This window comes from Lujinxingia vulgaris, assembly GCF_007997015.1.
Taxonomy (GTDB): Bacteria; Myxococcota_A; Bradymonadia; order Bradymonadales; family Bradymonadaceae; genus Lujinxingia; species Lujinxingia vulgaris.
Map to the genome: position 1 here is coordinate 481,381 of NZ_VOSM01000003.1, position 24,704 is coordinate 506,084.

Consider the following 24,704-nt stretch of genomic DNA (forward strand, 5'->3'; position numbering starts at 1 on the left):
CGATGGAGGAAGTTGAAAAGCCTGCTGACTCAGGACAGCCAACGCGTATCTCAGCGCGTTAACCGACCGCTTTTACGCCACGTTAAAAGCACCTCTCGGGTATGTCGAGCCCCTTCAAACCCCTGGCGCTCTAAGTACTCCAGGAGATGAAATTCGAGCATTTTGACGTCCTCGAAGGTGTCGACATCGTACCAGAAGCCCAACAAATCCGACAAGAGACCCGCCTCGCTGGCCCGCTCCCAACTCTCGGAGAGCACCGACGCTGTACTCCAGGAAACATCCTCAAAGATAACGCGCTCCGCATGCCCCCCTCCCGGCTTATCCTCGGTGTTCACGCCCACCAGATAATAGCCTCCGTCAAACGACGGCCCCCACACCACCTGCCGCCGCCCGAGCACATCAAACGCCAGTTCGAGATGCTCCCGCGAGAGCGTCGGTGAGTCTGTGCCCACAATCACCACTCGCCCCGCGCCCCGCGCCCGCGCACCTTCCACCGCGCGCCGCATCCGCGCGCCCAGATCCCCCTCCCCCTGAGCGACGGTTGCGATGCCGAGCTGCTCGGCCCACCGGAACGTCGCGCCATCATCCGCTCCGCTCCACGCCAGCGTCGCACGCCGACGCTCCGCTTGAGTTGCCCAGCCGCCCACCATCTCAAGCACGTCGTTTAAGAACGCCCGGTACACCACCACGCTCTCATCCGCGCTGAGTTCGGGCTGCAACCTCGTCTTTACTCGCCCCGCGATCGGTGACTTTGCAAAGATCACCACCTCGTCGTGCATCACCTCACTCATCGCTTCCTCCTACGCTCGACCGCGCTGACCTCTAGCGCATACTGCGCAAAGAGCGTGTAGAGGATCTTGTAGCTCGCGAGCACGCTCCCCTTAAGCGTCCCGGTGACCTTCGACACGCCGATACGCTTGCGATAACTCACCGGCACCTCCACCGCCCCGATGCCCTGGCGTGCGGCCTTGATCTGCATCTCCACCGTCCAGCCAAAATCCTCATCGCGCATCCGCAGCGCCTGCAGCGCCTCCCAGGTGATCGCGCGAAAAGGCCCCAGATCTGAGAAGCGGTAGCCGTACATCAGCTCCATCAGCACGCAGGCGAGCTTGTTGCCCACCACCGCCTGGACAAGCAACGCGCCCTGCTCTTGCGCCCCCAACGTACGGCTGCCAATCACAAGCTCGGCTTCCCCCGTCAAGATGGGCTCAACCACCCGCGGAAGCTCCGCAGGAAAGTCGCTAAAATCACCATCGAGAAACACCACAATCTCGGGCGGATCCTCGGCCATATAACGAAGTCCCCTCAGACACGCCGCCCCGTAACCCCGCTGTGGCTCCTCGACAACTTCAGCGCCGCGCTCCCGCGCGCGCTCCGCGCTGCGATCATTGCTGCCGTTATCCACCACCACCACCCGACGCACCCACGCTCCGGGGATCGCATCGAGCACGAGGGGCAGACTCTCTTCCTCGTTGAGCACCGGGATCACCACATCGATCGTCGGAAGCTCCCGGGGGCGCTCTACCTCGCGATGCGGCCACCACACCCCGCCCCGCCGCAACCGTTCATTCTCTCCCGCAACGCGTGCCACTGTCTCACCTCATCTTCGGAAACTCAGGCGCGGCACCCTGCCGCGACCCGGCGCATCCTAGACGCGAGACGTCCCACCCTCAACCCGGCGAACCCATTGTTTCGCAAGGCTCAACGAGCGCTTCAGGCTACCGCGTCGCGCTCCGAGAGCCGCGCGGTCAGCGCGATGAGGCTGAGCAGATCGACCCTGGCCCGACGCTGACGTCCAGCGCGAGACTCATCGGCAACCCCGCCCTCTCGGGTCACACCCAGCACCCCCTGCTCCAGGGCCTGAAGTCGCGAAGGGCTCACCTCGATCGCAAGCTCCGCCAGCGGCTCGCCATTCCCCAGGGTGCTCAGCCCCACGCTTCGAGAACGGCCCGAAGAGCGCGCCTGCCACCAGGCCTCCAGCGACTCATCATCGCCCTCGATCCACTGCTCGACCGTGAGGAAGTAGTCTTCAAACCTCCCGACCGTCACGACCTCACCAAGCACCTCATCACGCACGCGGCTGACAAAGATGGCCTGCTCCAACCAGCGCTCCCCGAGCGTGGTGTAGGCCTCGCCAAGCGTCACCTCACCGTGGGTGTAGTCCGGGGGAAACTCCCACGTTCTGCGCTCCTCTCGCTTCATTTGACGCTCCAGGATTGCCCCCAGCGAACGTTTCGGTCGTGCGATCTCGGCTGCTCGCTCTTGATTCTCGGTTTGCATCTTGACGCCTCCATCCGTGGATTCACGAAGATACCGCTCACTCGCTCAGTACTGAACAAAGAATTACTGCACATATCCACAGAGTCAAACAAAAAGTGGAACCTTTGTTCAGGTATTGCGGCGTACAGCGTCACAACACGCCGAAAACCTCCTCGCTCAGACGACTCAGACGCAGAAATCCCCTGCGCTGAACTCGCACTCCAGACAACGGCGCAGTCGAAGTCGCTCATGGCGACCCGACGGCGTACAACCCCGGAAACTTCTTGAATGAAGCGACCTTAGCAGGACCTCACCGCCGAAGCAACGCCTCCACGGATCGACTCGCCCCCCCTTACTTCATGTCGTTTCGAGCGATGTTCAGTACTCGGAGATCACAAACTCGTACGCCACGCGACGCCGCGACGTCACGGGCTCGCAGTTGCGTGTCGCAGGCTCAAACCTCCACTGACGGATCGCCGCCTCGGCCGCCTCATCCAGCCCGAAGCCCAACCCGTCGACCATCTCCAGCGAGGATGCGCGACCATCACGACCGATGGTCACCAGGAATACGACCTGCCCCTCAACACCCCGACGCCTGGCGAGCACGGTGTACTCCGCCTCCACCTGATTGAGCACTTTCGCCTCAGTGTCCTCACACCCCTCCGACGAGGCCGTACCATCACCCATTCCCGTGCCTCGCCCATCACCACGCGCGCCGGGACGGGTCTTTATCTTTCCAAAACGGTTCGGATCCACATAGCGGTCTGTAATCCGCCCGGACTCAATCCCCTGGCCAATCTTCATCGCCGGCCCCTCGCCACCTTCCACGGTCGACTCCATCGTCAACCCCTCCAGGTGCACCGGATCCATGGCGCCCGCGGCTTCATCTTCCACGTCCTCAGCCTCAGCCTGTGGCTCTGCCTCGGGTTCGGGCTCAGGCTCGGGCTCGGGCTCGGGTTCGGGCTCAGGCTCGGGCTCGGGCTCGGGTTCGGGCTCGGGTTCAGGTTCCGGCTCGGGTTCAGGTTCGGGCTCGGGCTCGGGTTCGGGCTCGGGTTCAGGTTCGGGCTCGGGCTCGGGTTCGGGCTCGGGTTCAGGTTCAGGCTCGGGCTCGGGTTCCGGCTCGACGTAATCAAAGTCGACTTCAACGAGCTCGTCCTGGGGCTCTTCGACAGCTGGCTTGACGTTGAGCAGAGGTGCAAAAGTCACCAGCCCGAACCCCGCCGCAGCGTGCGTCAGCAGCGTCAGAATCACGCCCACCACAATGCGGCGAGTGCGCTGACCTGCGCCGACTCTGGACTCCTGGAGCGGGTCCGCCAGATGGTGCAGCGATCGCGTCTCCGATGACTTCTCAGCGCTCACCGTCTGCCTGCTCTTTGCGGTCGATGTTAAGGGCGAACTTCGCGATCCCGTTGAGCTTAATCGTGTCCACAAGGTCGATCACCTTGCCGTACTCCACCTTCTTATCGGCAGCGATCACCGCACGAAGCTCTTCATCCTCGCCAGCCTGTGCCCGCACCTGCTCGGCGATGGCCTCCAGGCTCAAAAACTCGCCGTCCATCGCGTATTGCCCGTCCGCGGTGACCTGAAAGGCCAGCGTCGTGCTCACCTCGGCCTGCCCCGAGGCGGCCTTGGGAAGGTCGATCGGGATCTGCGACTGCACGATATACGTTGCCGTCACCATAAAGATGATCAGGACCACCAGGATGATATCGACAAAAGGCGTGATGTTGATCGCGGAGATGACGTCGTCGTCATCGCCTCCAGACATGCCTGCCATGACCTCTCCTTACCTCAGTCATTGCGGCGCAGGTGCGCCAGCAAGGTCCGCGACATCAACTCGGTCTGTGCCCCGCTCTTCTTCACGCGCTGGCGAAAGACGTTGAACATAATGACCGCCGGGATCGCCACCAGCAGCCCCACCCCGGTCGCCACCAGCGCCTCGGAAATGGCCGCCATAACTTCCTGGTTGGCCTCCTCGGAAGCCTCGCCCAGCGCGGCAAATGCGCCGATGATCCCCAGCACCGTGCCAAAGAGACCGATAAAGGGGGCGTTGTTGCCCGTGGTCGCCAGCAGGCTGATCAGCCGCTCATAGCGCGTACGCTCCGAGGCCATCGCCCCGTTCATGAGGTCTTCAACAGCCTCCGGCCCGCGGTCCAGCCCACGCATCCCGAAGAGCACCACGCGGGCCTCCATCGCGTCGTTGCCCTCAAGCAGCTTCGCCGCCGCATCGAAGTCGTCGGCACGCAGGCGCTCCTCAAACTTCAAGCGCAGCTCATGCACATCCACCTTGCGCTGATGGAAGAAGCGCAACTTCTCAATCACCACGTAGATGTTGGCAAAGCTCAACAGGATCAGCAGCCACAGCACCCACTCCGCGCCGATCAGCGCGAAATCCAATAAGATCTCGGTTAACATAGTCCTCTCTCAACGCCTCTCGGCGACTTCCTCAAGGGAGACGATCCGCACACGCTTTCTTCTCAAAGGTGCATCGGGATACCATAGTGCAACGCGGATCGTAATCCGCCGGGGTGAAGATTTATTCACCCACCTGCCGCTGTCGAACACATTTGTGGAGTTTGCATGCATTCCCCCAGACCTCCGGCCCCCCCCGCCATGTCTCCTGCCATCGCGGTGGCCCTGGCGGGCTGCGCGCTGCTCATCATCGGCGCGCTGCTCTGGAAAGTCTTCGGCCCCCCTCCTCAACCGCAATGGGCGCCCGAAGACACCGCCCAGATCCGCAGCGGACTGGACTTCCCCGCGCTCACCATCGACGCCGAGGAGCTTCAACGCGCCCGCAGCGTGCATTATGAGGAGAGCGAACTTTCTGGCGATCTCGACGCCCGGCGCCAGGCCCTGCTCGACGCCATCAAAGAGGCCAACCGCGCGCAGTTTACCGATGCCGACCCGATCGACGCTCGCACCCTTCAGGCCCGCATCGACGAGCTGAGCGCTTCGCTGGTGCCCGCCACCGGACCGCGTGGTTTTGTACCCCTGGGCACGCCCATCTTCGAGGCCTGTGCGACCTCCCTCGAAGCGCTCCTTGAGGCCGTGCGACGTGGCGCCCTCACCCTGGAAGAGGCTTCCAGCGCCCCGGCCCTGCCCCGCTTCGCCTCTTACCGCGAGAGCTGCGGCAACGTCATCCCGGTGCTGCGCCAGCACAACCTGCTGACCGACAAAGCCGTCTGGAAGAGCCCCTCCAGCCACCTGCTCTTCGACATTCTGCAGCGCTACCGCTTCGCCGAGATCATTCACACCATCCAGCCTACCCGTCTTCAGCTTGCCCCCTACGAGTTTGAGATGCTCACGCGCTGGCGCATCGAAGACCCACAGGCCTTCGACGTGCGCACCCGTCGCCGCTTCCTCTCGCGCGTCTCCACCATCATCCCCGACTACGATATTGCGCTCGCACACGCCCGCCTCGATGTTCATGGCAAAAGCCCCGAAGAAGCCCTCCCTCGCTTCCAGCAACTCGTGAGCGAACACCCCGACTCCGCACGCTACCGCGACCTGCTCACCGAGCTCCGCCGCAGCGCCGGCCTGCCCGCCCGTTCCACCACCTCCGCACCCGCCCCCTGAGCTCGCTGACAGCCCGGCGTCAGCCACCGCTGCGCCGGGCATTCCACCTTCGAAAAAAACTCCTCAAAAACCCGTTGACACCCCGAACGCCCATCCGTATACATGCTCCCCGTTGGCGCACCGAGCCAACCATCCCTTACCGGGGCCGTAGCTCAGCTGGGAGAGCGCGTGACTGGCAGTCACGAGGTCGTGGGTTCGATCCCCATCGGCTCCATACAACTTAACACCTGTTCCAAAACGGGGCCGTAGCTCAGCTGGGAGAGCGCGTGACTGGCAGTCACGAGGTCGTGGGTTCGATCCCCATCGGCTCCATAAGAGATTCAACGAAGAGGGCGTCTCGCATTCAAGCGAGACGCCCTCTTCGCGTTTTGTCGCGATAAGCCCTCCCCTTTTAGGGGGCTGCAACACACAAAAAAGCCCCCGGCGCCCTGAGCACCGGGGGCTTTTTCATCGTGATAAGGCCACGAACGCTACTTAGCCGCGTTAGTCGCGCGTAAACATCAAGATGCGCAGGATGTACCAGAAAAGCATCCCGATGGAGCTGAAGAGCGCCAGCGCCGCAGCAACATGCTGATCGGTCCGATAGACGTGCACCATATTCGAGGTCTGGTACACGATCATCGCCGCCGACAGGCCCACCATCGCGATCGAGAAGCCCAGCCCCAGGTTAAAATCAAAGATCGTGCCGGCCACAATCGCGCCCAGCGCCACCAGACTTCCTACGGCAAGCCCCACCCGTAAAATTGAAAAGTCTTTGCCCGTCACAAACACCACCGCGGTCATCCCGGCAAAGACCACCAGCGTCAAAAACGCCGCCTGCATCAGGATCGGCTCCCTGACCGTAAGTTGAGCGATAAGAATCATCGGCGTCAGCAAGATCCCGTAGGCCGACACCCCGATCGCAAGCCCCAGATACTGCAGCCCTTTCGACTTCACGTTCAGGGCCATCCAGTCCCCCAGCCAGCTCGCTCCGATAAAGAGCCCCAGCACGAGCAGCCAGTTCGACGAGATCATGAATTGAATCGCCGGCTCGGCAAAAGGTGACTTCAAGAAGAGCGCGATAAACGCCACGCATCCAAAGATCGCGCCGGCCAGGTGCATGTAGGTGCGGCGCAAAAAGCTCAACCGCTCCTCCGGCAACGCCTGGCTCACAAGGCGTCCACTCCCACTGGAACCATCATATCCAAAGTCTTGACTGTGCATATCTACCCTCGCTGAATCGGTCGATGAGCGGCGTTTTGCCACCCGAAGTAGTCTTTTATTGACGCACACCGGCTATCATCTGGCGCAAAACCGGGTCGTGCAGACACTTTATTTCGCTGCTATGACGAGTTCAGCCAATGCCATACCACGCCGGCGCCCCGGCGGGGAATGCCCCCGCGCCGATCCGACGTTGTCCTCGCCAGACGCAGCGCTCCTCTCGCTACTCTCAGGCTCTTAACGCATGAACCGTCGAACCTTCCTTCATCTCTTAGGCGCCGCAGGCCTCAGCCTCACGATCGCGCCGACAGCCCTGGCCCTGGACGAACAGCACCGCGTGGGACTCGCGCGCCTTCGCTACCGCGGCGGCAACGATAACCCGCGTCCCGGCGCGCTGCGGCGCATGCTCCAGGAGGTCGGTCGCCACACCAGCGTCGAGATCAACCCCGACGTCGCCGAAATCTGGGGAGAGCGTGAAGAGCTCTTTCTTCATCCGATGATCGTGCTCGCCGGCGACCGCGCCTTCGAGCCTTTTCCCGAAGACGTCATTGAGAACCTGCGCCTCTACTTAAGCTCCGGCGGCTTCCTCTACATCGACTCGGCCGAGGGGCTCACCGATGGCCCCTTTATCAACTCGGTGCGACGGGAGCTGCAGCGCATCTTCCCCGACCGCCCCCTTCGCACGGTGCCCCGCGAACACACGGTGCATAAGTCCTTCTACCTTATTGACCGACCGATGGGGCGACTCGACATCGCCGGCAACTTCGAGGGCATCTTCGATGAGGAGCGCGCCTGCGTGCTTCTCAACGCCAACGATCTTCTCGGCGCGCTGGCCCGCGACGCCTTCGGCGGCTGGGAATTTCAGGTCAGCCCGGGCGGCGACCGCCAGCGCGACATGGCGCAGCGCCTGGCCGTCAACATCGTGCTCTACGCGCTGACGATCGACTATAAAGCCGACCAGGTGCACATCCCCTTCATCCTGCGCAGGCGCCGTTGGCGCGTCGACTAAGTCCCCTGTAGGCCGGACGCTTGCATGCTTGAACTCTCCAAATACAACACCCGCGACCTGCTCTGGCTGGGCGACTGGAGCCTGGGCTGGATCATCGCTCTGGGCCTGCTGGGCCTGGCCGTGCTGCTCTTCAGCGCCTACGATCTGCGCGATATGCGCCCGCATCGTCGTCTCACGCTGCTGGGACTTCGCGCGGCGGTGTTTTCCCTGGCGGTGCTCATGCTCCTGGAGCCCGCGCTCGATCTCAAACAGGTCTCACGCGTTAAGAATCACGTCGCCGTGCTCGTCGACACCAGCCAGACGATGAACCTCAACGTCGCCGGCGAGAAGCAGCGACGCATCGACCGCGCCCGAAAGGCCCTCGAAGAGCTGCGCCCCACCTTTGAAGCTCAGGCCGAAGATCATCACTTCGACATCTTCACCTACGGCGACGCTCTCACCCCCACCACTCTTGAGGCCGCCCTGACCACCGAGGCCGATGCCACCGAAGCCGATCTGAGCGCCGCTCTCCAGGCTCTCCCCGAGCATTACCGCGGCAAAGATCTCGGCGGCGTCATCGTCTTAAGCGACGGCATCGACACCGGGTCCATCGGCCGCCGCGTGCGCCGCGGCGAAGACCTCGATGAGGCTTCCAAAGACATCCTGGCCAGCCTGCAGGCTCCGGTGCACACCCTGGCAGCAGACGCCGACGCCGGCATGCGTGATGCGGCCATCACCCGGGTGCGCCACGATGATTTTGCCTTCGTGCACAACTCGATCACCGTCGAGGTCGACCTCTTCTTCAGCGGTATTGAACCCCAGCCGGTCCCGGTGACGCTGCGGCGAGATGGTGAGATCCTGCAATCCCAGAGCGTGCAGATCGACCCGGAGGAGCGCCGCTACACGGTGCAATTCGAGTTTGTCCCGCGTCAGATCGGAAAAGAGGTCTACACCGTCGAGGTGCCCCACTTCGAAGACGAAGCGCTCTTACAAAACAACACCGAGCACTTCGTGCTGAGGGTGATCCGCGACAAGGTGCGCGTGCTCCAGGTCGTCGGTCGCCCCAGCTGGGATCAGCGCTTTCTGCGCCAACTTCTCAAGCGTAACCCCAACGTCGACCTCATCAGCTTTTTCATCTTACGCACCGACGACACCCCGCAGCTTGTGCCGCGCGATGAGATGAGCCTGATCCCCTTTCCCACCGACGAGCTCTTTAACAGCGAGCTGGGAAGTTTCGATCTGGTGATTTTTCAGAACTTCAACTTCGGCCCCTACAACATGGCGCGCTACCTGCCGGCGATCGCCGACTACGTGCGTCAGGGCGGCGCCTTCGCCATGCTCGGCGGCGACCTCTCCTTTGCCAGCGGCGGCTATGCCCGCACCCCCATCGAGTCGCTGCTGCCGGTCGAACTTCCACCTGCTGGCCCCGGCCAGAAGATCACGCACAGCGAGCACTTCTCCCCCCAGCTCACCGAGGCCGGTGATCGTCACCCCATCACCCAGCTGGCCTTCGACCCGGCCCAGAACCGCGAGCTCTGGGAGGCCCTCCCCCCTCTTCGCGGCACCAACATCGTCACCGGCCCCTCTGAGGGCGCAACCGTCCTGGCCACTCACCCCACGTTGACCTACGGCGGTCAGCCCATGCCCGTGATCGCGGTGGCCGAGCGCGGGGAAGGCCGCGTGCTGGCAGTGACCAGCGACTCCACCTGGCGCTGGGGCTTTGAACACCTGGCCGACGGCGGTACCCCGCGCGAGTACCAGATGTTCTGGAACAGCGCGATCCGCTGGCTGATTCAGGATCCGGAGCTCAAGCTGGTGCGCCTGGACGTGCACGCCGACATCGCCGCTCCGGGCGCCCCCATCGACGCCTCGGTGCGCGTCTTTAAGAGCGACTACAGCCCGGCGGCCAACGCCACAGGCAAAGTCCTCGTTCGCCATCGCCCCCTGGGGCAGAACGCCGACGACGCGCCCTCCGCACAGGAACCTCGCCAGGTCGACTTTCAGACCGATGCGTCTGGCGAGCATGCGCTCGACCTGAGCTTTGACGAGCCGGGCATCTACCAGATGGAGGTCGAAGTTCAGGGCCCCGGCAGCCCGCTGCGCGACGAGAACCTGGTGCTTGTCACCCCAAACGTCGCTCAGCTACGCGACATCGTGCCGCGCAACGCGCTGCTGGAGCAGATCGCAGCGCACACCGAGGCTCACCATACCCTCCTTCCCGAGCTCGACGCCGACGAGCTCCACTTCAACCCGCCGCGCTTCGTCGAGATTCATCAACGCCGGGTGGTCCAGCTCTGGGACAGCGCGCTGCTCTTTCTTATCGTGCTGGGGCTGCTCGCTGCCGAGTGGTCCCTGCGCCGTCGCTGGGGCAGGCTCTAGGCCATCGCCCCTTCCGACGATTTCATTGAGCACACCCCATACGTGGTGTAGAGTGGCGCCGAGGTGACGACCCGCTCTGCCCTCGTTGCAATGTCTTTGCGGGTGCGCATCCCTCACCAGCCGTTGGCGAGTCCCGGTCCTGAGCCCCTCGCGGCCAGGTCGGCCCATCCTAATCTTCGCGCAGCAGGTACCGTTCATGGGAGAAACCACTCCCGACGCCGTTGAGCTCAAATGCCCTGGCTGTGAGACGTACTTCCGACTCACCCCCAAAAAAGGGCGCCTTCCCACCGGGGAGGTCTCCTGTCCGAAATGCTTCACGCAGATCCCGGTCGAAGATGGCCGCAAGATCTACCGCTCCGACCAGAGCGGTGTGGCATCAGAAGATACCAAACGCACCAGCGCCGCGCCGGGCTTTGGCGTCATGTCCAGACGCTCCTCCGAGGAGCCCCTGGACGACGCATCCGAAGACGCGATTGAGCGGCTCACCCGCCTCGCCGGCGATCTTCCCGGAGGCTCCAAGGCGACGATGGCCGGGATCCCCGGCGGGTTTGCCAACCCCTTTTCGCGCGGCGGCGAACTCGACAAAACCGCTGCGGTGGATGCCTCTATCCTCAGCGCCATCGCCGAGCAGCACGGCAACACCACCAAAGGCCCCTTTGACACTCCGAAGGCCCCCGAGCCCGTTGTCGAAGAAGCAGACGATGGACTCGCCGAGAGCACCGACGCCGGCGCCTGGCGCCGGGCCCACGAACACCAGACCTCTCCGGGGCTCAGCGAAGTCTCCGATGTTCTCACCGCCGAGAAGGCCGCCAACCAGGCTCAGACCCGAAAGACCGTCGATCTGACGCGCCAGAACCGGCCGAACCCCGCCCAGCTCCGAGAGACCGCCGAGAACAAACGCGTGCCGCGTTCGATGATCGGTCTGCGCTCCGGCAAAACCCCCGACGAAGACACCGTCGAGGGCGAAATCGGCCTCTCCGACGCCGAGCTCAAAAGCCAGGTGCTTGCGCGCATCAAGAAAAAGCGCGTGCTCTCCCGCGCCGGCGACGATGTCACCGGCACACCAGCTACCGGCGCCGGAGGCACCAAAAAGCTCAAGCTCGACAAACTTCGCCCGGCCCTCTCCGGCTCATCCGCAGCCGAAGATGGCCCGGAGAGCGACGACTCCGGTGACGACGAGACGCCCTCCCTGGCGCATCTTTTCAAAAAGGCTCAGAAGCGCCGCACCAGTCAGGTGGGCGGCACCCCTGAGGATCTTCCGGCCCCGCGAAGCGAGAGCCCCGCACTCCCGCAGCCGAAAACAGCCGCCCCGGCGCGCTCCCCGGAGTCGTCTGCAACCCCTGGCATCGACCTGCAAGACAGCGAAGCCCGCGAACTCGCCGAACTTCTTCGCGACGTCCCCGATGATGCCGTCGCCGCCACAAGCGACGAGCCCCACTCCGGCCTCTTCGACGGCTTCGGCGCCCCCGAAGGCGCATCGTCCCCCGGACGCGCCCCCCTTCCGGGCATCTCGCGCGAGCGCGGCCAGGCCACAAGTCAGTCGATGCTCGCCAGACTCCAGGCCCGCCGCCGCGGTCCCAACGTCGACCCCATCGAGCTTGGCGCCGCCGGCGAGAGCCGCGGCAGCGGTTACATCCGCCTGCCCACCGCCGAGATTCAAGACGTGCTCGGCCGCGGCCAGTACCGCCTGCGCATCGAAGACGTGATCTACGAGCCGGTCGATGAGGCCGGACTCACCCAGCTCATCAAAGGCGGCGTGCTCCTCGGTGCTGAAGAGCTCGCCGAGGCCGATGGCGACTGGATGCCCGTCTCCGAACACCCCGTCTTTGGCGAACTTCGTCGAAAGATGGCCGCCGAGGCACACGACGTCCTCTCACGCATTGGGACGCCTCGTCGCAAGGCGCCGGCCCGCGAAGCGGCCGCGCCGGAGCCTGCGGCCGAGCCCTTCTCACCGCCACTTCCGGTCGACGCCTCGTCCAACTCCCTGGATTTCAGCCTGCTCGATGTTGAGCAACAGGGCGCCGACAGCGAAGAGGCTCCTGCCGACCACGCTCCCGAGCCTGCCGCTCCCGTCGAGCCTGCCGCTCCCGTCGAGCCTGCCGCTCCCGTCGAGCCCTCCGAGCCTGAGATCGATCCCTTTATGGCGCTGGAGAGCCCGGAGCCCGAACCGGCCTACGCCGCGGAGGCTTCCTCTGCCGAGGTCAGCGTCAGCGACATTGTCGCCGAGGAAAACGACGCACCTTCGCCCCTTCGGGACGTCTCGGCCGAGGTCAGCGTCAGCGACATCGTCTCCGAAGACGTCGACGCCACAAACGACGATGTCGCCAGCGCTACGGCCGCCGCCGAACACGCCATAACTGAGGATGTTGATCAGGCCTCCGTGGCACCTGCAAGCGTCTCCGCAGAGTTCCAGGCCGCGCCCGCACGCAAGAAGTCGGCCGGTGGACTTGTCGCCGGCCTCGCACTGGGCGCCGGTTTGCTCGCCGTGCTTGGCGCCGGCCTCACCGCCCCCGGTCAGGCCATGGTCGAGGACGCAACTGGTTGGAACCCCGCCTCGCTCTGGACCACCACCGGCGGCGGCGAAGATGCCCCCCTTCCGGATCGCCCCGAAGTCGTCGACAAACCGGAACTAGCTGCAGCCGACGCCGTCGTTACCGACGAGAGCAACGCCCCCGAAGAGGTCGCCTCTCCCGAAGCTGAGGCCGAGGCTACCCCGGACGAACGTTTGAGTGACCTACAGCAGCGCTGGCGCTCCGGCGAGGCTTCCATCGACGAACTCGCCGAACTCACCGAGCTCGCGAGCGCCCAAGAGCAGTGGTCACTCACCCGCCAGGTGAGCCTGGCCGCCATGGCCATCGCACCGGACGACGAGCGTTTCACTGCTGCGCACAAACGCGCCGTCGAAAAAGACCCGGAGATGGGCGCCTACCAGCCACAGGTCCTCGACACCTCTTCCGGACTCTCCTTCGCTGGCAACTACAGCGTCGACACCCATCGCGGCTGGATCTTCAAACTTCCCGACTCCGACGATGAGGTCATCTTCAAACCCTCCCGTCAGGGCTGGGAAGATGGCTGGCAGATGGAGATCGCCTCCTGGCGTCTCTGTGAACTCATCGCCTGCAACTTCGAGATCATCAAAGCCACCCCGGCGCTTCTCCACGAAGACGCCCTGCTCGCTGCACTCGAAGCTGCGCCTGAGGAGCTCGACTCCGCCCAGGCTCAGCAACTTCGCGAGCTCGCCAGCTGGCAAGAGGGCGAAGGTGAAAATGCATCTCGCGTCGTCCGCGGCAGCCTGGAGCGCCTGCCGGCGTCGACCCGCGCGCCCTTCCCCATCGAATACCGTCCGCTGTGGATCGACTGGCTCACCGCCACCTCCTCCCCGGCTCCCCTGGAGCGCCCGCTGGCCGAAGAGCTCACCAGCATCGCCTCACTGGCCGACGGACAGTTTCAACAGCCCCTGGTCGACGCGATCGGAGCGCAACCCACCGCCGAGGTCGCCCGCGAAGTCTCCAGTCTGCTGCTCTTCGACTACTTGACCAACAACTGGGAGCGCTTCTCCACCCGCTCGGAGACCTACGGAATCAACAACCCGGTCATTCGAGGTGGTATCGTCTCTCGCCATAATGGCGACGCCTTCCAGCCCCGGGCCTCACGCCGGGTCCAGGGCCGATTTGAGTGGACGACCCGCTTTAGCCGCAGTACGGTCGCCACGATCCGGCTCCTGGAGCGCGAGACCCTCGAGTCGATCCTCTTCCCGGAGGCCGGCCCCGTCGATCGCGCGCGCCTCAATGTTCTCTGGTCCCAGCGCGATGATCTTCTGGAGCGCGTCGACCAGCTCGTCGCCCAGCATGGCCGGGACGACGTCCTCTACTTCCCCTGATTTCTCTGAGCACCTCTGGCTTATGACAAAGTTCTATTACGCCTGCGACCCTGTCCCCGGAAACTGGGGCGATACCTTTGCCCTCTGCAACGCCGCCGAAGTCGATCTGGCGCGGCTCGACAACGCCCCCAAGATCGCCACGCTCAACCGCTGGCGCGTCGACTCCCCGAAAGGCTTTGGCTTTGTGCTGCACGCACCGCCTGTCATCGGCGAAGCGCTGGTGGATGGCTACGAGCGCGACAACGCCGAGCTCAGTGTAGCGCTGCGCGACGCCTGGACGCTCGCCAGCGAACAGGCCCACGCCCTGGCAGCAAAAGCACTGCTCTTCTCGACTCCCCTTGAGTTTCGCCCCGGAAGCACCAGCCGCGCGCTCATCGCGGCGCTGGGCGACACCCTGGCTGCCAACGCCGGCCGCCCGGTCATCTGGCAGGCCGAAGGCATCTGGGACGTCGAGGCCACCAGCGCGTTTGCCCGGGAACATAACCTGACCCTGGCCTTCGACCCCTACCTCGCGCTGCGCGATGAGATCGATCTGGGCCGCGGCGACGGCGCCTTCATCCTCAATGAGCGCGCCGGAATGCGACGCGAGTTCGACCGCTACGACCTCGAAGAGCTGCTCGGCGAGATGCGCTCTTTTAACCGTGTCTTCCTGCTGCTCCGCGGCCGCTTCCAGCGCAAGCACGCCGAGCTTCTGCGTGAAATCCTGGGATGATCGCAGCGTAAACATCCAAACGACCTCTTTCAGGCCGCGACTCTTCGGAGCGCGGCCTGTTTTTTTAACGCTTGCTCGGCGTTTCGACGCGAGCCCCTAAGCCCCTCCCGTGGCATCTGTGCCCCGGGTTGCTCCGAACACCTGCGTCCCCCCTTAAATGAGCTGACGCCTTTCAGCTTTGCTTCCAAATGTCACAGCGCTGATCACATGACCCCGCTATCCAATATCGACCTTCAGCCTTACCCTTTTCGAGTTAACCCCAAAGCTCGCGCGGCACGCTTTTCATGATGTAAGGTTCCGATGCATCTGGCAGACGACCTCAAATATGATGCTTAATCATCGACATATGTCATATAATCGGTTGACACCTCTTGCTTCAGGGTGCACATTCCGGCCGAGAGATGCCGTAAAGTCATAACTTCTCTGGATAATGATCAACACTTTTCAACCTCGCCGACGGCCATCAACGAAGTCGATATAACGGATACGACATCCACGATAGCCCGCAGCGTGCTAACCCCGAGGATTCCAAATGAGTGTAAACTTTGGCGACGAGCTGAAAAAGTTTGAGACCGCCCTGGCTGAAAAGCGCCAGGAGCTCGAAGAGCTTCGTAAAAAGCGCGACACCCACAATCTACAGACCACCGAAGCCCGTAACGCGATTGAACATCTGCGAGCGGCCCTTCGAGGCGAAGCCCCCCCCGGCCGCGGGCGAGGCCGCAAAAAGGTCCGTGGCGTCAGCTCCCTGCCGGTGGACCCCGAGACCCAGCGTCCGCCCCGCGGCGCGCGGCGTCAGCAGATCCTCGAGATCTGCCGTCAGCTCGGCACCAGGCATGAGCAGTTCCGCACCGCGGATGTCCTCAAATCACTGGGACGCATTGAAGGCGAAGTCACCGACGGCATTCGCAGCTACACCTACAGCGTCGTCAATACCTTCGAGAAAGAAGGTCTGATGGAAAAAATCGGCCGCGGCCGCTGGAAGTGGAACGGTTGATCCCCTCCCCGCCCACACGCCCTCAACGTTAAGGAATTACGACCATGTCTCAGTCCAACGAGATCCTCGAAGCCGCCCTGGCCAGCGCCGAAAAGAAACTGCGTGATCTGGAAGAGTCCCAGGCCAAAGTCGAAGAAGATATCGAGCGCACCCAGCGCGAGATCGCGAGTCTGGAGAACGCTGTCAAAGTCTTCTCTGACCTGCAGAACCAGATGGACAGCTGAACCTCCGCCTTCAAGCGGTCTTTTGACGCCCGGTGAGCTTGAGCTCACCGGGCGTTCTCGTTGAAAGGCGGGAACACCCACCTCCCGCTCCTCCCCCTGAATTCGGGGCCGGCCGCTGGATTTTCAAACCCCTTCACATTATGCTGCACCCAACTGGAGCATCGCGACCGCACTATCTCCGCCAGATTGAGACATGTTGACACACCGACCGGTTAGTCAGCCCTTCTCAACGGGTGTTTCACCGGTCTGGCGCGGACTTTGCTTTTATATGCCCTAACGCAGCGAAGACACACGTCTCCTCGCTGATCCTGACTGATTTCAATGAACCTGTTGCCTGTAACGCCCTGGAGGTTCTCCATGCTTTTCCGCCCTTCATCTCCCGGCAGCGCTCGCCATGCCTTCTGGCTGGCGCTTATCGCCGCAGCCTCCCTGACGGCCGCCTGTGGGGAAGTCGAGCTCAGCCGCGGAACCATCGACGGACAGACCGCGCCTGGTCAGTCATCACCCGATGATGATGAGCCCGGTAACGGAGACTCTCCCGACGCCGGGACACCGGGAGACACCGGCAACCTGGAGCCCGACGACGACGGCGTCGTCATGGTCCCCTGGTCCCACGAGATCTCCAACGAGCTCCTGGCTCAGGCAACACTCGCCGATGGCTCCATCGCCTTTCCCCTGGAAGGCAACGACTTGTTGCTCGATGTCGCCATCGCCGACATCATCTACAACTTCGACAGCGTCGATCCCGAACCCTTCATCTATCGGGTCGAGGCGATCGATAACACTCCGGACACGATCACGTTTTTCGTGACCGACGCTCCCCTCACCGATCTGATCATCAACGCTAAAATCAACGTTGATGACGACGGCGCGGACGACACCTCCGATACCGCCAGCCGCGCTCAGGGGCTGCAGCCCGAAGGCGGGGCCATCGGCCAACGCCGCCAGCGCGTCGACGAAGAGCAGTTCGAGCCGATTCAGACCACGGTGAGCTTCCCCACCGTTGAAGCCCGCATCTGCGACAACCACTCCGGTGTCTCGGTCGAGGTGGACCTTTCGGCAGACGCCATTGAGGGCACCGTCGGTTCGGTTGAGCCGGGTATCGGACTTGGCGTTGGCGAAGAATGCCCCTCCAACACCATCGGCGGGCGCATGAAAGCCACGCCCACGCTGACCATCGACATCTACGATGTGGACGCCGCCCTCGACATCGACACGTCCTGGTTCGGGGAAGACAGCGACATCAATGAGAACAAGTGCGAGTGTTTTGCCAACAACTACCCCAACTACAGCGTCTGCGGCATCCCGGCGAGCATGGAGGATGAGTATAAGCGCGGGTGTAACGGACGGCTCAAAGAGTTCCGCTTCCTGGTCAACGCCAGCTTCATCACCGCGCTCTCCGACCTTCTGCTCGAGCTCTATTACGAGTTCGAATTCGAGAAGACGCTCTTTGAGGTCAACCTGGTCAAGGTCCCCTTCGCCCTGGGCCCGATCCCGGTAACCGCCAACGTCGACTTTCTGATCAAGTTTACGGCGACCACCGATGGCGGCCTTAGCGCCTCCTGGGAAGGTAAGAACGCCCCGGGCTTCCAGATGGATACGATGTTCGGGATCGAATACGTCGGCAACGACTTCCGAGAAATCGAACAGGAGCCACTCTCGGAGCCCTACGTCATCGACGACCCCGATCTGCTCGGACAGGTCAACGCCTCGCTCAAGCTCTCCTCGGACATCAAATTCTCCGGGTTGATTCTCAACTTTGCCGGTGTCAACGCGACCCTGCCGAGCGTGTACGCCAAGCTCGAAGCCGGCTTTGAGCGCAACTTCACAACGGGCGAATCCGAATGCACTCTGGAGCTCTCGATCGGCGCCGCGGTCAAAGTCGGACTTGAAGCGGATGCCGGCTGGCTCGGCGACCTGATTGGCCTGAACGCCTCCGTCGACTGGACCCTCTTCGATACCTGCGAAGAGCCCGAGGGCTCATTCTTGCGCAACCTCTGCTTCTACCGTGACTTCAGCGACAGCCTCGACTTCATCTGCCCTGAGCCGATGCCCGCGCGCATCAACCGCGTGCGGCTTCGCGTCGATGATCCCGACTACCCCACCGGTCAGAACACCCCGGGGAGCGTCCCGGTCGATGCCCTCTTTGTGCAACGTGTGCCTGTGAGCAGCGCGCCCTATTACATCGCTCCGACGCGTGTAACAGTCGACGGGGTTGAGAGCGCCGAGGCTCTGGCGAAGATCCACGGCATTCAATTCCTGACCTGCGACCCGGTGCTCTGGGAAGATAAAGTTATCCTCTTCGACGATGAGATCGTCGTCGATTACGCCGACCCCTTTGAAGCCGGTGACCTTATTCGTGTGCACCGCCAGGGCTTCAACCCGGGCAATGCCGCCAATAACCCCACCAATCCGGAGGACCACGGCAAGCTCTGCGTTCCCAACGGAAGCTTCCACATCGACGTGGGCCGCAGCGACAAAGAGCAGTGGGAGAACCTCATCCTCAACGTGCATAACTCCAGCGACCACCGCATCACCGAAAGTTTCCTGGAGCTTTTCAGCGAGGAAGACGCGGGCTCGGTGGGCAACTAAGCCCCACGCTCGTTGAGCATCAATAAAAGCCGCCGCCCCATTTCGGGGCAGCGGCTTTTTTGATCGCCCTCCCCGATTGCTCCCATCGCCCCACTTCGATAGCGTCTGGCCACAGGCCCACCCGAGCCCCGAGCCCGCCCGATGCCCTCATCCATTCGCACCAACATCGTCTCCGGCGACCGCGTCATCCTGGCGCCCGAGCGCGCCCGACGCCCCCGCGACCATAAGCTCGTCTCACCCGCCGCCGCACAAACTGCCGGAAGCTGCCCCTTCTGCCCCTCGGAGCCCTCGCGCATCCCCGAGCCCATTCGCACCCGCAGGAGCGCGAGCTACCCCAACCACGAACACGCCATCACCGTCGTCCCCAACCTCTACCCGGCGCTCACCCCGGACGGTGACGACCTCGCCATGCCTCACGGCCCCTACGACGCCTTCGGCGGTGTGGGCGCCCACGAGGTCGTCATCGAGGCCCCCGAACATATCGAGCATTGGACCGAGCTCGACGCGGCGCACATCGCCAACATCTTCGAGACCTGGCAGGAGCGTGTGAGCGACCTGCGCAACGACCAGCGCGTCAAAGACATCATCCCTTTCAAAAACGTCGGCCCTCGCTCCGGGGCGACCCTGGCGCATGCGCACAGCCAGATCATCGCGCTCCCCCAGGTCAGCCCCCGTCAACTTCAACTCCTGGAGCGCGGCCAGCGCTACTTTGAGCTTCATCACCGCTGCCCCCTCTGCGACGCGCTCCACCACGAACGCCTCAGCGGCGAACGCCTCATCCTCGACGATGAACACACCGTGGCCTGGACACCTTTTGCCTCCCGCGCCCCCTTTGAGGTCTGGATCGCACCAAAAACACATGGCGCCGACTTCACCCGCGCCTCCCGCGACCAGATTCAGGCCCTGGCCGAGCACACCCTGCGCATCCTCGAGCTCTGGGAGTTGGCCATCGGCCGCGTCGACCATAACCTCGTCCTGCACAGCGCCCCCTTTGCGTTCGCCGACAAAGCGTACTATCACTGGCACCTGGAAATGCTCCCCCGATTGAGCACCCACGGAGGGTTTGAGTGGGGCTCGGGCGCCTACATCAACGCCACCGCCTCGGAGGTGGCCGCGCGCCACCTGCGCGAACTGAACAGCTGACGGAAAATACGATGGATTTGAGCCGCTACATCCGAACCAAAGACACCAACTCCCAGATGGGCCGCCGCCGGCTCAACGTGCTCTTCGCCTCCAGCGAAGTCGCCCCCTTCTCCAAGACCGGGGGCCTGGCCGATGTCGCCGCCAGCCTGCCTCAGGCGCTGGCGCGCCGCGGCCATAACGTCTCCATCGTTACCCCGCTCTACAAGCACCTCGATCCGGAGGCGATGCGCCTGAGCCGTCGCCTCAACCCGCTGGAAGTTCCCCGCAAGAGCAAAAACCAGTCCAAGCTCGAAGTCACCGTCTGGGAATCTCGCCTCGACAGCGGCGTGCGCGTCTTCTTCATCGACGCCCCCGAGTACTTCGATCGCGACGGCCTCTACGGCTACGACGACCAGAGCTTCGACGATAACGCCGAGCGCTTTGCCTTCTTCAGCCGCGCGGTCGTCGAGCTCGCCATCAGCTCGCCAATGGCCATCGACATCATCCATTGCAACGACTGGCACACGGGCCTGGTGCCCATCTACGGCAAGCATTACTACGCCGAAGAGCTCGCGCAGACGCGCTACGTAATGACGATTCACAACCTGGCTTTCCAGGGCAAGTTCGATGCGAAGCAGTTCAAGGCCACCGGCCTTCCCCGCAAGTACAACGCCGATGGCGAGCTTCAGGACGAGAGCGGCTCGCTGAACTACCTGGCCGGCGCGCTGCGCTACGCCGATCTGATCACCACCGTCAGCCCCACCTACGCCCGGGAGATTCAGACCGAGGAGGCCGGCTTTGGCCTCCACGAGATCCTGAAGTCGCGCAAAGAAAGCATCCAGGGGGTGCTCAACGGCGCCGACTACGGGGTGTGGTCGCCCGATATCGACCGTTTCATCGAGGTGCGCTACACCGTCGAGACGCTCAACGGAAAACGTCAGAACAAAGCTCACCTCCAACACAGCCTGGGCCTACCGGTTCGCCCCACGCTGCCGCTGGTGGGCATGGTCAGCCGCCTCACCGAACAAAAAGGCATCGATCTCGTCGTCCCGGCGATTCGCTCGCTGCTCTCCGATCTCAAGGACGAGCGAGACGGATTCCAGCTGGTGATTCTCGGCGACGGCCCCGACAAGGTGCTCAAAGAGCTCAAGCAGCTCGAAGAGGAGTTCCCGCGTCGTGCTCGCATCATCGGCGGTCACGATGAAGCGATGGCCCACCGCATCCAGGCCAGCGCCGACATGCTGCTCGTGCCCAGCCGCTTTGAGCCCTGCGGCCTCACCCAGATCTACGCGATGCGCTACGGCACCGTCCCGGTGGTGCACGCCACCGGCGGCCTGGCCGACACGGTGACCGATCTTCGCGACGATCCCGAAAACGGCACCGGCTTTGTCTTCACCGAGCATAACGCCGACGCCCTGGCCGGAGCCATCGAGCGTGCCGGCTCCGCCTACCGCAACTACCGAAAGTGGCGCCCCCTGATGGTGCGCGACATGGCCCGGGACTTCTCCTGGCGCGAATCGGCGATTCGTTACGAGGAGCTCTTCCTCACCACGATCACCGCCGAATAACTCCCCAGAAGACTCCGCTCACCAGCGCTGCCGGGCCTTTTATGGCAAAGGAAGCTGATGAGCGGAGCTCTCCCCCCGCATCGAATTCATCAGACATCTTCGAATCCACTCACGGTATCTGTCCACGTCTCTCTGATCAGAGGTTGTGCCCATGACCACCAAGTCCAACGCCGAACGTCTCCAGGAGCTTAACGACGCCGCCGAGCTCGGCGGCGGCCAGGCCCGCATCGACCGACAGCACGAGGCCGGCAAGCTCACAGCGCGCGAGCGCATCGACCTGCTGCTCGACGCGGGCACTTTCGTGGAGCTCGACAAGTTTGTCACCAACCGCTGCAACGACTTCGGCATGGCCGACCAGAAGATCCCCGGCGACGGTGTGGTCACGGGCTACGGCAAAGTCGACGGCCGCCTGGTCTACGTCTTCGCCCAGGACTTTACCGTCTTCGGCGGAAGCTTAAGCGGCGCCTACGCCGAGAAGATCTGCAAGGTCATGGACCTGGCCACCAAATGCGGCGCGCCGGTCATCGGGCTCAACGACTCCGGGGGTGCGCGCATCCAGGAAGGCGTCGCAAGCCTGGCGGGCTACGCGGACATCTTCTACCGCAACGTGCGTGCCAGCGGCGTCGTCCCGCAGATTTCGGCGATCATGGGCCCCTGCGCCGGCGGCGCGGTCTACAGCCCGGCCATCACCGACTTTATCTTCATGGTGCAGGACACCTCCTACATGTTCATCACCGGGCCGGAGGTCGTAAAAACGGTCACCAGCCAGGAGGTCACCAAGCAGGAGCTCGGCGGCGCGCACGTACACAGTGAGACCAGCGGTGTCTCGCACTTCGAGACGCAGACCGAAGAGGAGTGCATCGCCAAGATCCGCGAACTCCTCTCCTTTGTGCCCTCCAACAACGCCGAAGACGCCCCCTTCGTGCCCACCGACGACGCCTTTGACCGCCGCGACGCCGCGCTTGATACGCTCGTGCCCGAGAACCCCTCCAAGCCCTACGACATCAAAGAGCTCATCGGACATGTCGTCGACGATGGCTACTTCTTCGAGGTTCAGGAAGCCTTTGCCCGCAATATGGTCGTGGGCTTTGCGCGTCTGGGTGGCCGCTCGGTCGGCATCGTCGCCAACCAGCCCGCCCACCTGGCCGGCTGCCTCGACATCAACGCCAGCCTCAAGGGCGCACGTTTTGTGCGCTTCTGCGACGCCTTTAATATCCCCATCGTCACGCTCGTCGACGTCCCCGGCTTCCTTCCGGGCGTCGACCAGGAGTACGGCGGCATCATCAAGCACGGCGCGAAGCTCCTCTTCGCCTACGCCGAAGCCACCGTGCCCAAGGTCACGCTGATCACCCGCAAAGCCTACGGCGGCGCCTACGACGTGATGAGCTCCAAGCATATCGGCGCCGACATCAACTTCGCCTACCCCACCGGTGAGATTGCCGTGATGGGTCCGGACGGCGCTGTGAACATTATTTTCCGCAAGGAGCTGGCCGAGGCCGACGATCCTGTCGCCCGCAAAGACGAGCTCGTGGCCGAATACCGCGAGACCTTTGCCAACCCCTTCAAGGCCGCCGAGCTCGGGTACATCGACGAGATCATCTTCCCCCGCGACACTCGTCCTCGCCTCATCCAGGCCCTGGAGATGCTCGAGAACAAGCGCGCGGAAAACCTGCCCCGCAAGCACGGCAACATCCCGCTCTAAATTTTCAACTTAGCTCAAGAGAAAGCCGCGACCCTGCAAAGGTTCGCGGCTTTTTTGTTGCTCTGTGGCGCTATCGACATCGACCGTTCCGTTACTTCCCCACCCTGGCAATGCTCCCAGGCGGCGGTACGACGCCCGATCCATGGCCGAAAAAAACGGGCCCCGATGAGTCGGGGCCCGCTTCTTGTGTTTCTAAACCTCAATCACCGGCGACTCAGCGCTCGGAGATCGGGGTGACGGCGCGCTCGGTGGCGCCGGTGTAGATCTGACGCGGGCGGTGGATGCGACCGGTCGGGTCGTTACGCATCTCGTGCCACTGCGCGATCCAGCCCGGAACGCGACCCAGGGCGAACATCACGGTGAACATCTCGGTGGGGATGTTCAGCGCGCGGTAGATGATGCCGCTGTAGAAGTCGACATTGGGGTAGAGCTTACGCTTGACGAAGAACTCGTCTTCGAGCGCGACCTTCTCGAGCTTCTTGGCGATGTCGAGGAGGGGATCGTCAACGCCCAGCGAGTCGAGAACGTCGTCACAGGCCGCCTTGAGGATCTTGGCGCGCGGGTCGAAGTTCTTGTAGACGCGGTGGCCGAAGCCCATCAGACGGAAGCCCGACTCTTTGTCCTTGGCCAGACCGACGTACTTCTCAAAGTCGCCGCCGTCGTTCTGGATCTCTTCGAGCATCTCCAGAACAGCCTGGTTCGCGCCGCCGTGCAGCGGGCCGGAGAGCGCGCCGACACCGGCGGAGATGGAGGCGTAGAGCGAGGCGTGGGCGCTGCCGACCATACGCACGGTCGAGGCGCTGCAGTTCTGCTCGTGGTCGGCGTGCAGGATCAGAAGCTTGTTGAGCGCCTGCTCAACCGCCGAGTTGATCTTCGGCTCACCGGTGGGCTCGCCCCACATCTGGTGAAGGAACTGACCGGAGTAGCTCAGGCCCCTGGCCGGATAGACGTAGGGAAGGCCGCGGCGGTAGCGGTAGATGTAGGCCGCCAGCGAGTTCATCCCGGCGATGATGCGCAGGATGTCTTCCTCGGAGTCACCGGTGGTCTCCACAAAGGAGCCAAACGCCGCCATCACGGCGCCGAGCATCGCCATCGGGTGCGCGGTGCGCGGGAAGCCCGAGAGGATGGTTTTGACGCCCTCATCAACGATGGCGTACTCCTCAAGACGCGCCGTAAAGCTCTTGAGCTGGTCGGCGTTGGGCAGCTCGCCCCAGATCACCAGGTAGGCGACCTCTTCAAAGGAGACCTTCTCGGCCAGCTCCTCAATGGAGTAGCCGCGGTAGCGAAGGATGCCCTTCTCGCCATCGATGAACGTGATCTCGCTCTTGCAAGAACCCGTGTTGCCGTAGCCGCTGTCCAGGGTCACCGCCCCGGTGGTGCCCCGCAGCTTGGCGATCTCGATCGCGACCTCACCTTCACTGCCCACGAAGGTGGGAAGTTCGTATTCGTTGCCGTTCAGGGTCAACTTCGCTGTGCTCATTGACTATCTCCGTCGAAGACTGTGTCAC

At 63.3% G+C, this 24,704-nt stretch carries 19 protein-coding genes and 2 tRNA genes; 13 read left to right on the plus strand and 8 right to left on the minus strand.

What is annotated here, in order from left to right; all coding sequences use genetic code 11:
- Window positions 1–50: 50 nt before the first annotated feature.
- From FRC98_RS08905 to FRC98_RS08935, 6 genes are all read right to left on the minus strand, one after another.
- The gene (locus FRC98_RS08905; protein ID WP_146980946.1) at window positions 51–791 is read right to left on the minus strand and encodes a TIGR04282 family arsenosugar biosynthesis glycosyltransferase; all 741 of its coding nucleotides are present in this window, start codon (window positions 789–791) and stop codon (window positions 51–53) included.
- Complete coding sequence (locus tag FRC98_RS08910; protein ID WP_146980947.1) at window positions 788–1,546, minus strand: glycosyltransferase family 2 protein; 759 nt, start codon at window positions 1,544–1,546, stop codon at window positions 788–790. Before FRC98_RS08910 ends, FRC98_RS08905 begins: the two co-directional genes overlap by 4 nt.
- Before the next feature lie 167 nt (window positions 1,547–1,713).
- Window positions 1,714–2,202 (minus strand): hypothetical protein, encoded by a 489-nt coding sequence (locus FRC98_RS08915; RefSeq protein ID WP_146980948.1) that lies wholly within the window; start codon window positions 2,200–2,202, stop codon window positions 1,714–1,716.
- A gap of 435 nt (window positions 2,203–2,637) precedes the next feature.
- On the minus strand, window positions 2,638–3,618 hold the full coding sequence (locus FRC98_RS21435; RefSeq protein ID WP_230467447.1) for an energy transducer TonB: 981 nt from the start codon (window positions 3,616–3,618) through the stop codon (window positions 2,638–2,640).
- Window positions 3,608–4,036 carry an ExbD/TolR family protein gene (locus tag FRC98_RS08930; protein WP_146980950.1) on the minus strand — a complete coding sequence of 143 codons (429 nt, stop codon included), beginning with the start codon at window positions 4,034–4,036 and terminating at the stop codon, window positions 3,608–3,610. The genes FRC98_RS21435 and FRC98_RS08930 overlap by 11 nt, the downstream gene beginning before the upstream one ends.
- A gap of 14 nt (window positions 4,037–4,050) precedes the next feature.
- Window positions 4,051–4,674, minus strand: a complete 624-nt coding sequence (locus FRC98_RS08935; RefSeq protein WP_146980951.1) for a MotA/TolQ/ExbB proton channel family protein — start codon at window positions 4,672–4,674, stop codon at window positions 4,051–4,053.
- Window positions 4,675–4,839: 165 nt separating this feature from the next.
- Between FRC98_RS08935 and FRC98_RS22285 the strand changes: the two genes are divergently transcribed.
- The 3 genes from FRC98_RS22285 to FRC98_RS08950 all read left to right on the plus strand — a co-directional run bounded on the left by FRC98_RS22285 (window position 4,840) and on the right by FRC98_RS08950 (window position 6,147).
- Entirely contained in the window at window positions 4,840–5,835 is a 996-nt protein-coding gene (locus FRC98_RS22285; protein WP_230467448.1) for a hypothetical protein, read from the plus strand.
- 141 nt (window positions 5,836–5,976) lie between these two features.
- Window positions 5,977–6,049: transfer RNA gene (locus FRC98_RS08945), tRNA-Ala, on the plus strand.
- Between the two features lie 25 nt (window positions 6,050–6,074).
- Window positions 6,075–6,147, plus strand: a tRNA-Ala gene (locus FRC98_RS08950).
- Between the two features lie 171 nt (window positions 6,148–6,318).
- On the opposite strand, the gene FRC98_RS08955 is transcribed toward FRC98_RS08950, so the two are convergent.
- On the minus strand, window positions 6,319–7,038 hold the full coding sequence (locus FRC98_RS08955; RefSeq protein WP_146980952.1) for a Bax inhibitor-1/YccA family protein: 720 nt from the start codon (window positions 7,036–7,038) through the stop codon (window positions 6,319–6,321).
- A 241-nt stretch (window positions 7,039–7,279) separates the two neighbouring features.
- Here FRC98_RS08955 and FRC98_RS08960 point away from each other — a divergent pair, with 241 nt between their 5' ends.
- From FRC98_RS08960 to FRC98_RS09005, 10 genes are all read left to right on the plus strand, one after another.
- Window positions 7,280–8,044 carry a DUF4159 domain-containing protein gene (locus tag FRC98_RS08960; protein WP_146980953.1) on the plus strand — a complete coding sequence of 255 codons (765 nt, stop codon included), beginning with the start codon at window positions 7,280–7,282 and terminating at the stop codon, window positions 8,042–8,044.
- A 24-nt stretch (window positions 8,045–8,068) separates the two neighbouring features.
- Window positions 8,069–10,402 (plus strand): glutamine amidotransferase, encoded by a 2,334-nt coding sequence (locus FRC98_RS08965; protein WP_146980954.1) that lies wholly within the window; start codon window positions 8,069–8,071, stop codon window positions 10,400–10,402.
- A gap of 196 nt (window positions 10,403–10,598) precedes the next feature.
- A complete protein-coding gene (locus FRC98_RS08970) occupies window positions 10,599–14,282 on the plus strand; it encodes a hypothetical protein (RefSeq protein WP_146980955.1) in 3,684 nt (1,227 codons plus the stop codon).
- A 22-nt stretch (window positions 14,283–14,304) separates the two neighbouring features.
- Window positions 14,305–14,994: a hypothetical protein gene (locus FRC98_RS08975; RefSeq protein WP_146980956.1), complete on the plus strand. Its 690-nt coding sequence runs from the start codon at window positions 14,305–14,307 to the stop codon at window positions 14,992–14,994.
- A gap of 532 nt (window positions 14,995–15,526) precedes the next feature.
- The gene (locus FRC98_RS08980; RefSeq protein ID WP_146980957.1) at window positions 15,527–15,988 is read left to right on the plus strand and encodes a hypothetical protein; all 462 of its coding nucleotides are present in this window, start codon (window positions 15,527–15,529) and stop codon (window positions 15,986–15,988) included.
- Window positions 15,989–16,032: 44 nt separating this feature from the next.
- Window positions 16,033–16,212 (plus strand): hypothetical protein, encoded by a 180-nt coding sequence (locus tag FRC98_RS08985; RefSeq protein WP_146980958.1) that lies wholly within the window; start codon window positions 16,033–16,035, stop codon window positions 16,210–16,212.
- A gap of 357 nt (window positions 16,213–16,569) precedes the next feature.
- Window positions 16,570–18,804 carry a hypothetical protein gene (locus FRC98_RS08990; protein ID WP_146980959.1) on the plus strand — a complete coding sequence of 745 codons (2,235 nt, stop codon included), beginning with the start codon at window positions 16,570–16,572 and terminating at the stop codon, window positions 18,802–18,804.
- 141 nt (window positions 18,805–18,945) lie between these two features.
- The gene (locus tag FRC98_RS08995) at window positions 18,946–19,947 is read left to right on the plus strand and encodes a galactose-1-phosphate uridylyltransferase (RefSeq protein WP_146980960.1); all 1,002 of its coding nucleotides are present in this window, start codon (window positions 18,946–18,948) and stop codon (window positions 19,945–19,947) included.
- Window positions 19,948–19,958: 11 nt separating this feature from the next.
- Entirely contained in the window at window positions 19,959–21,494 is a 1,536-nt protein-coding gene (gene glgA / locus FRC98_RS09000; protein WP_146980961.1) for a glycogen synthase GlgA, read from the plus strand.
- A gap of 151 nt (window positions 21,495–21,645) precedes the next feature.
- Window positions 21,646–23,196 (plus strand): acyl-CoA carboxylase subunit beta, encoded by a 1,551-nt coding sequence (locus FRC98_RS09005; RefSeq protein ID WP_146980962.1) that lies wholly within the window; start codon window positions 21,646–21,648, stop codon window positions 23,194–23,196.
- Between the two features lie 214 nt (window positions 23,197–23,410).
- Here FRC98_RS09005 and FRC98_RS09010 read toward each other — a convergent pair whose 3' ends face one another.
- The gene (locus tag FRC98_RS09010; protein ID WP_146980963.1) at window positions 23,411–24,676 is read right to left on the minus strand and encodes a citrate synthase; all 1,266 of its coding nucleotides are present in this window, start codon (window positions 24,674–24,676) and stop codon (window positions 23,411–23,413) included.
- Window positions 24,677–24,704: the final 28 nt, after the last annotated feature.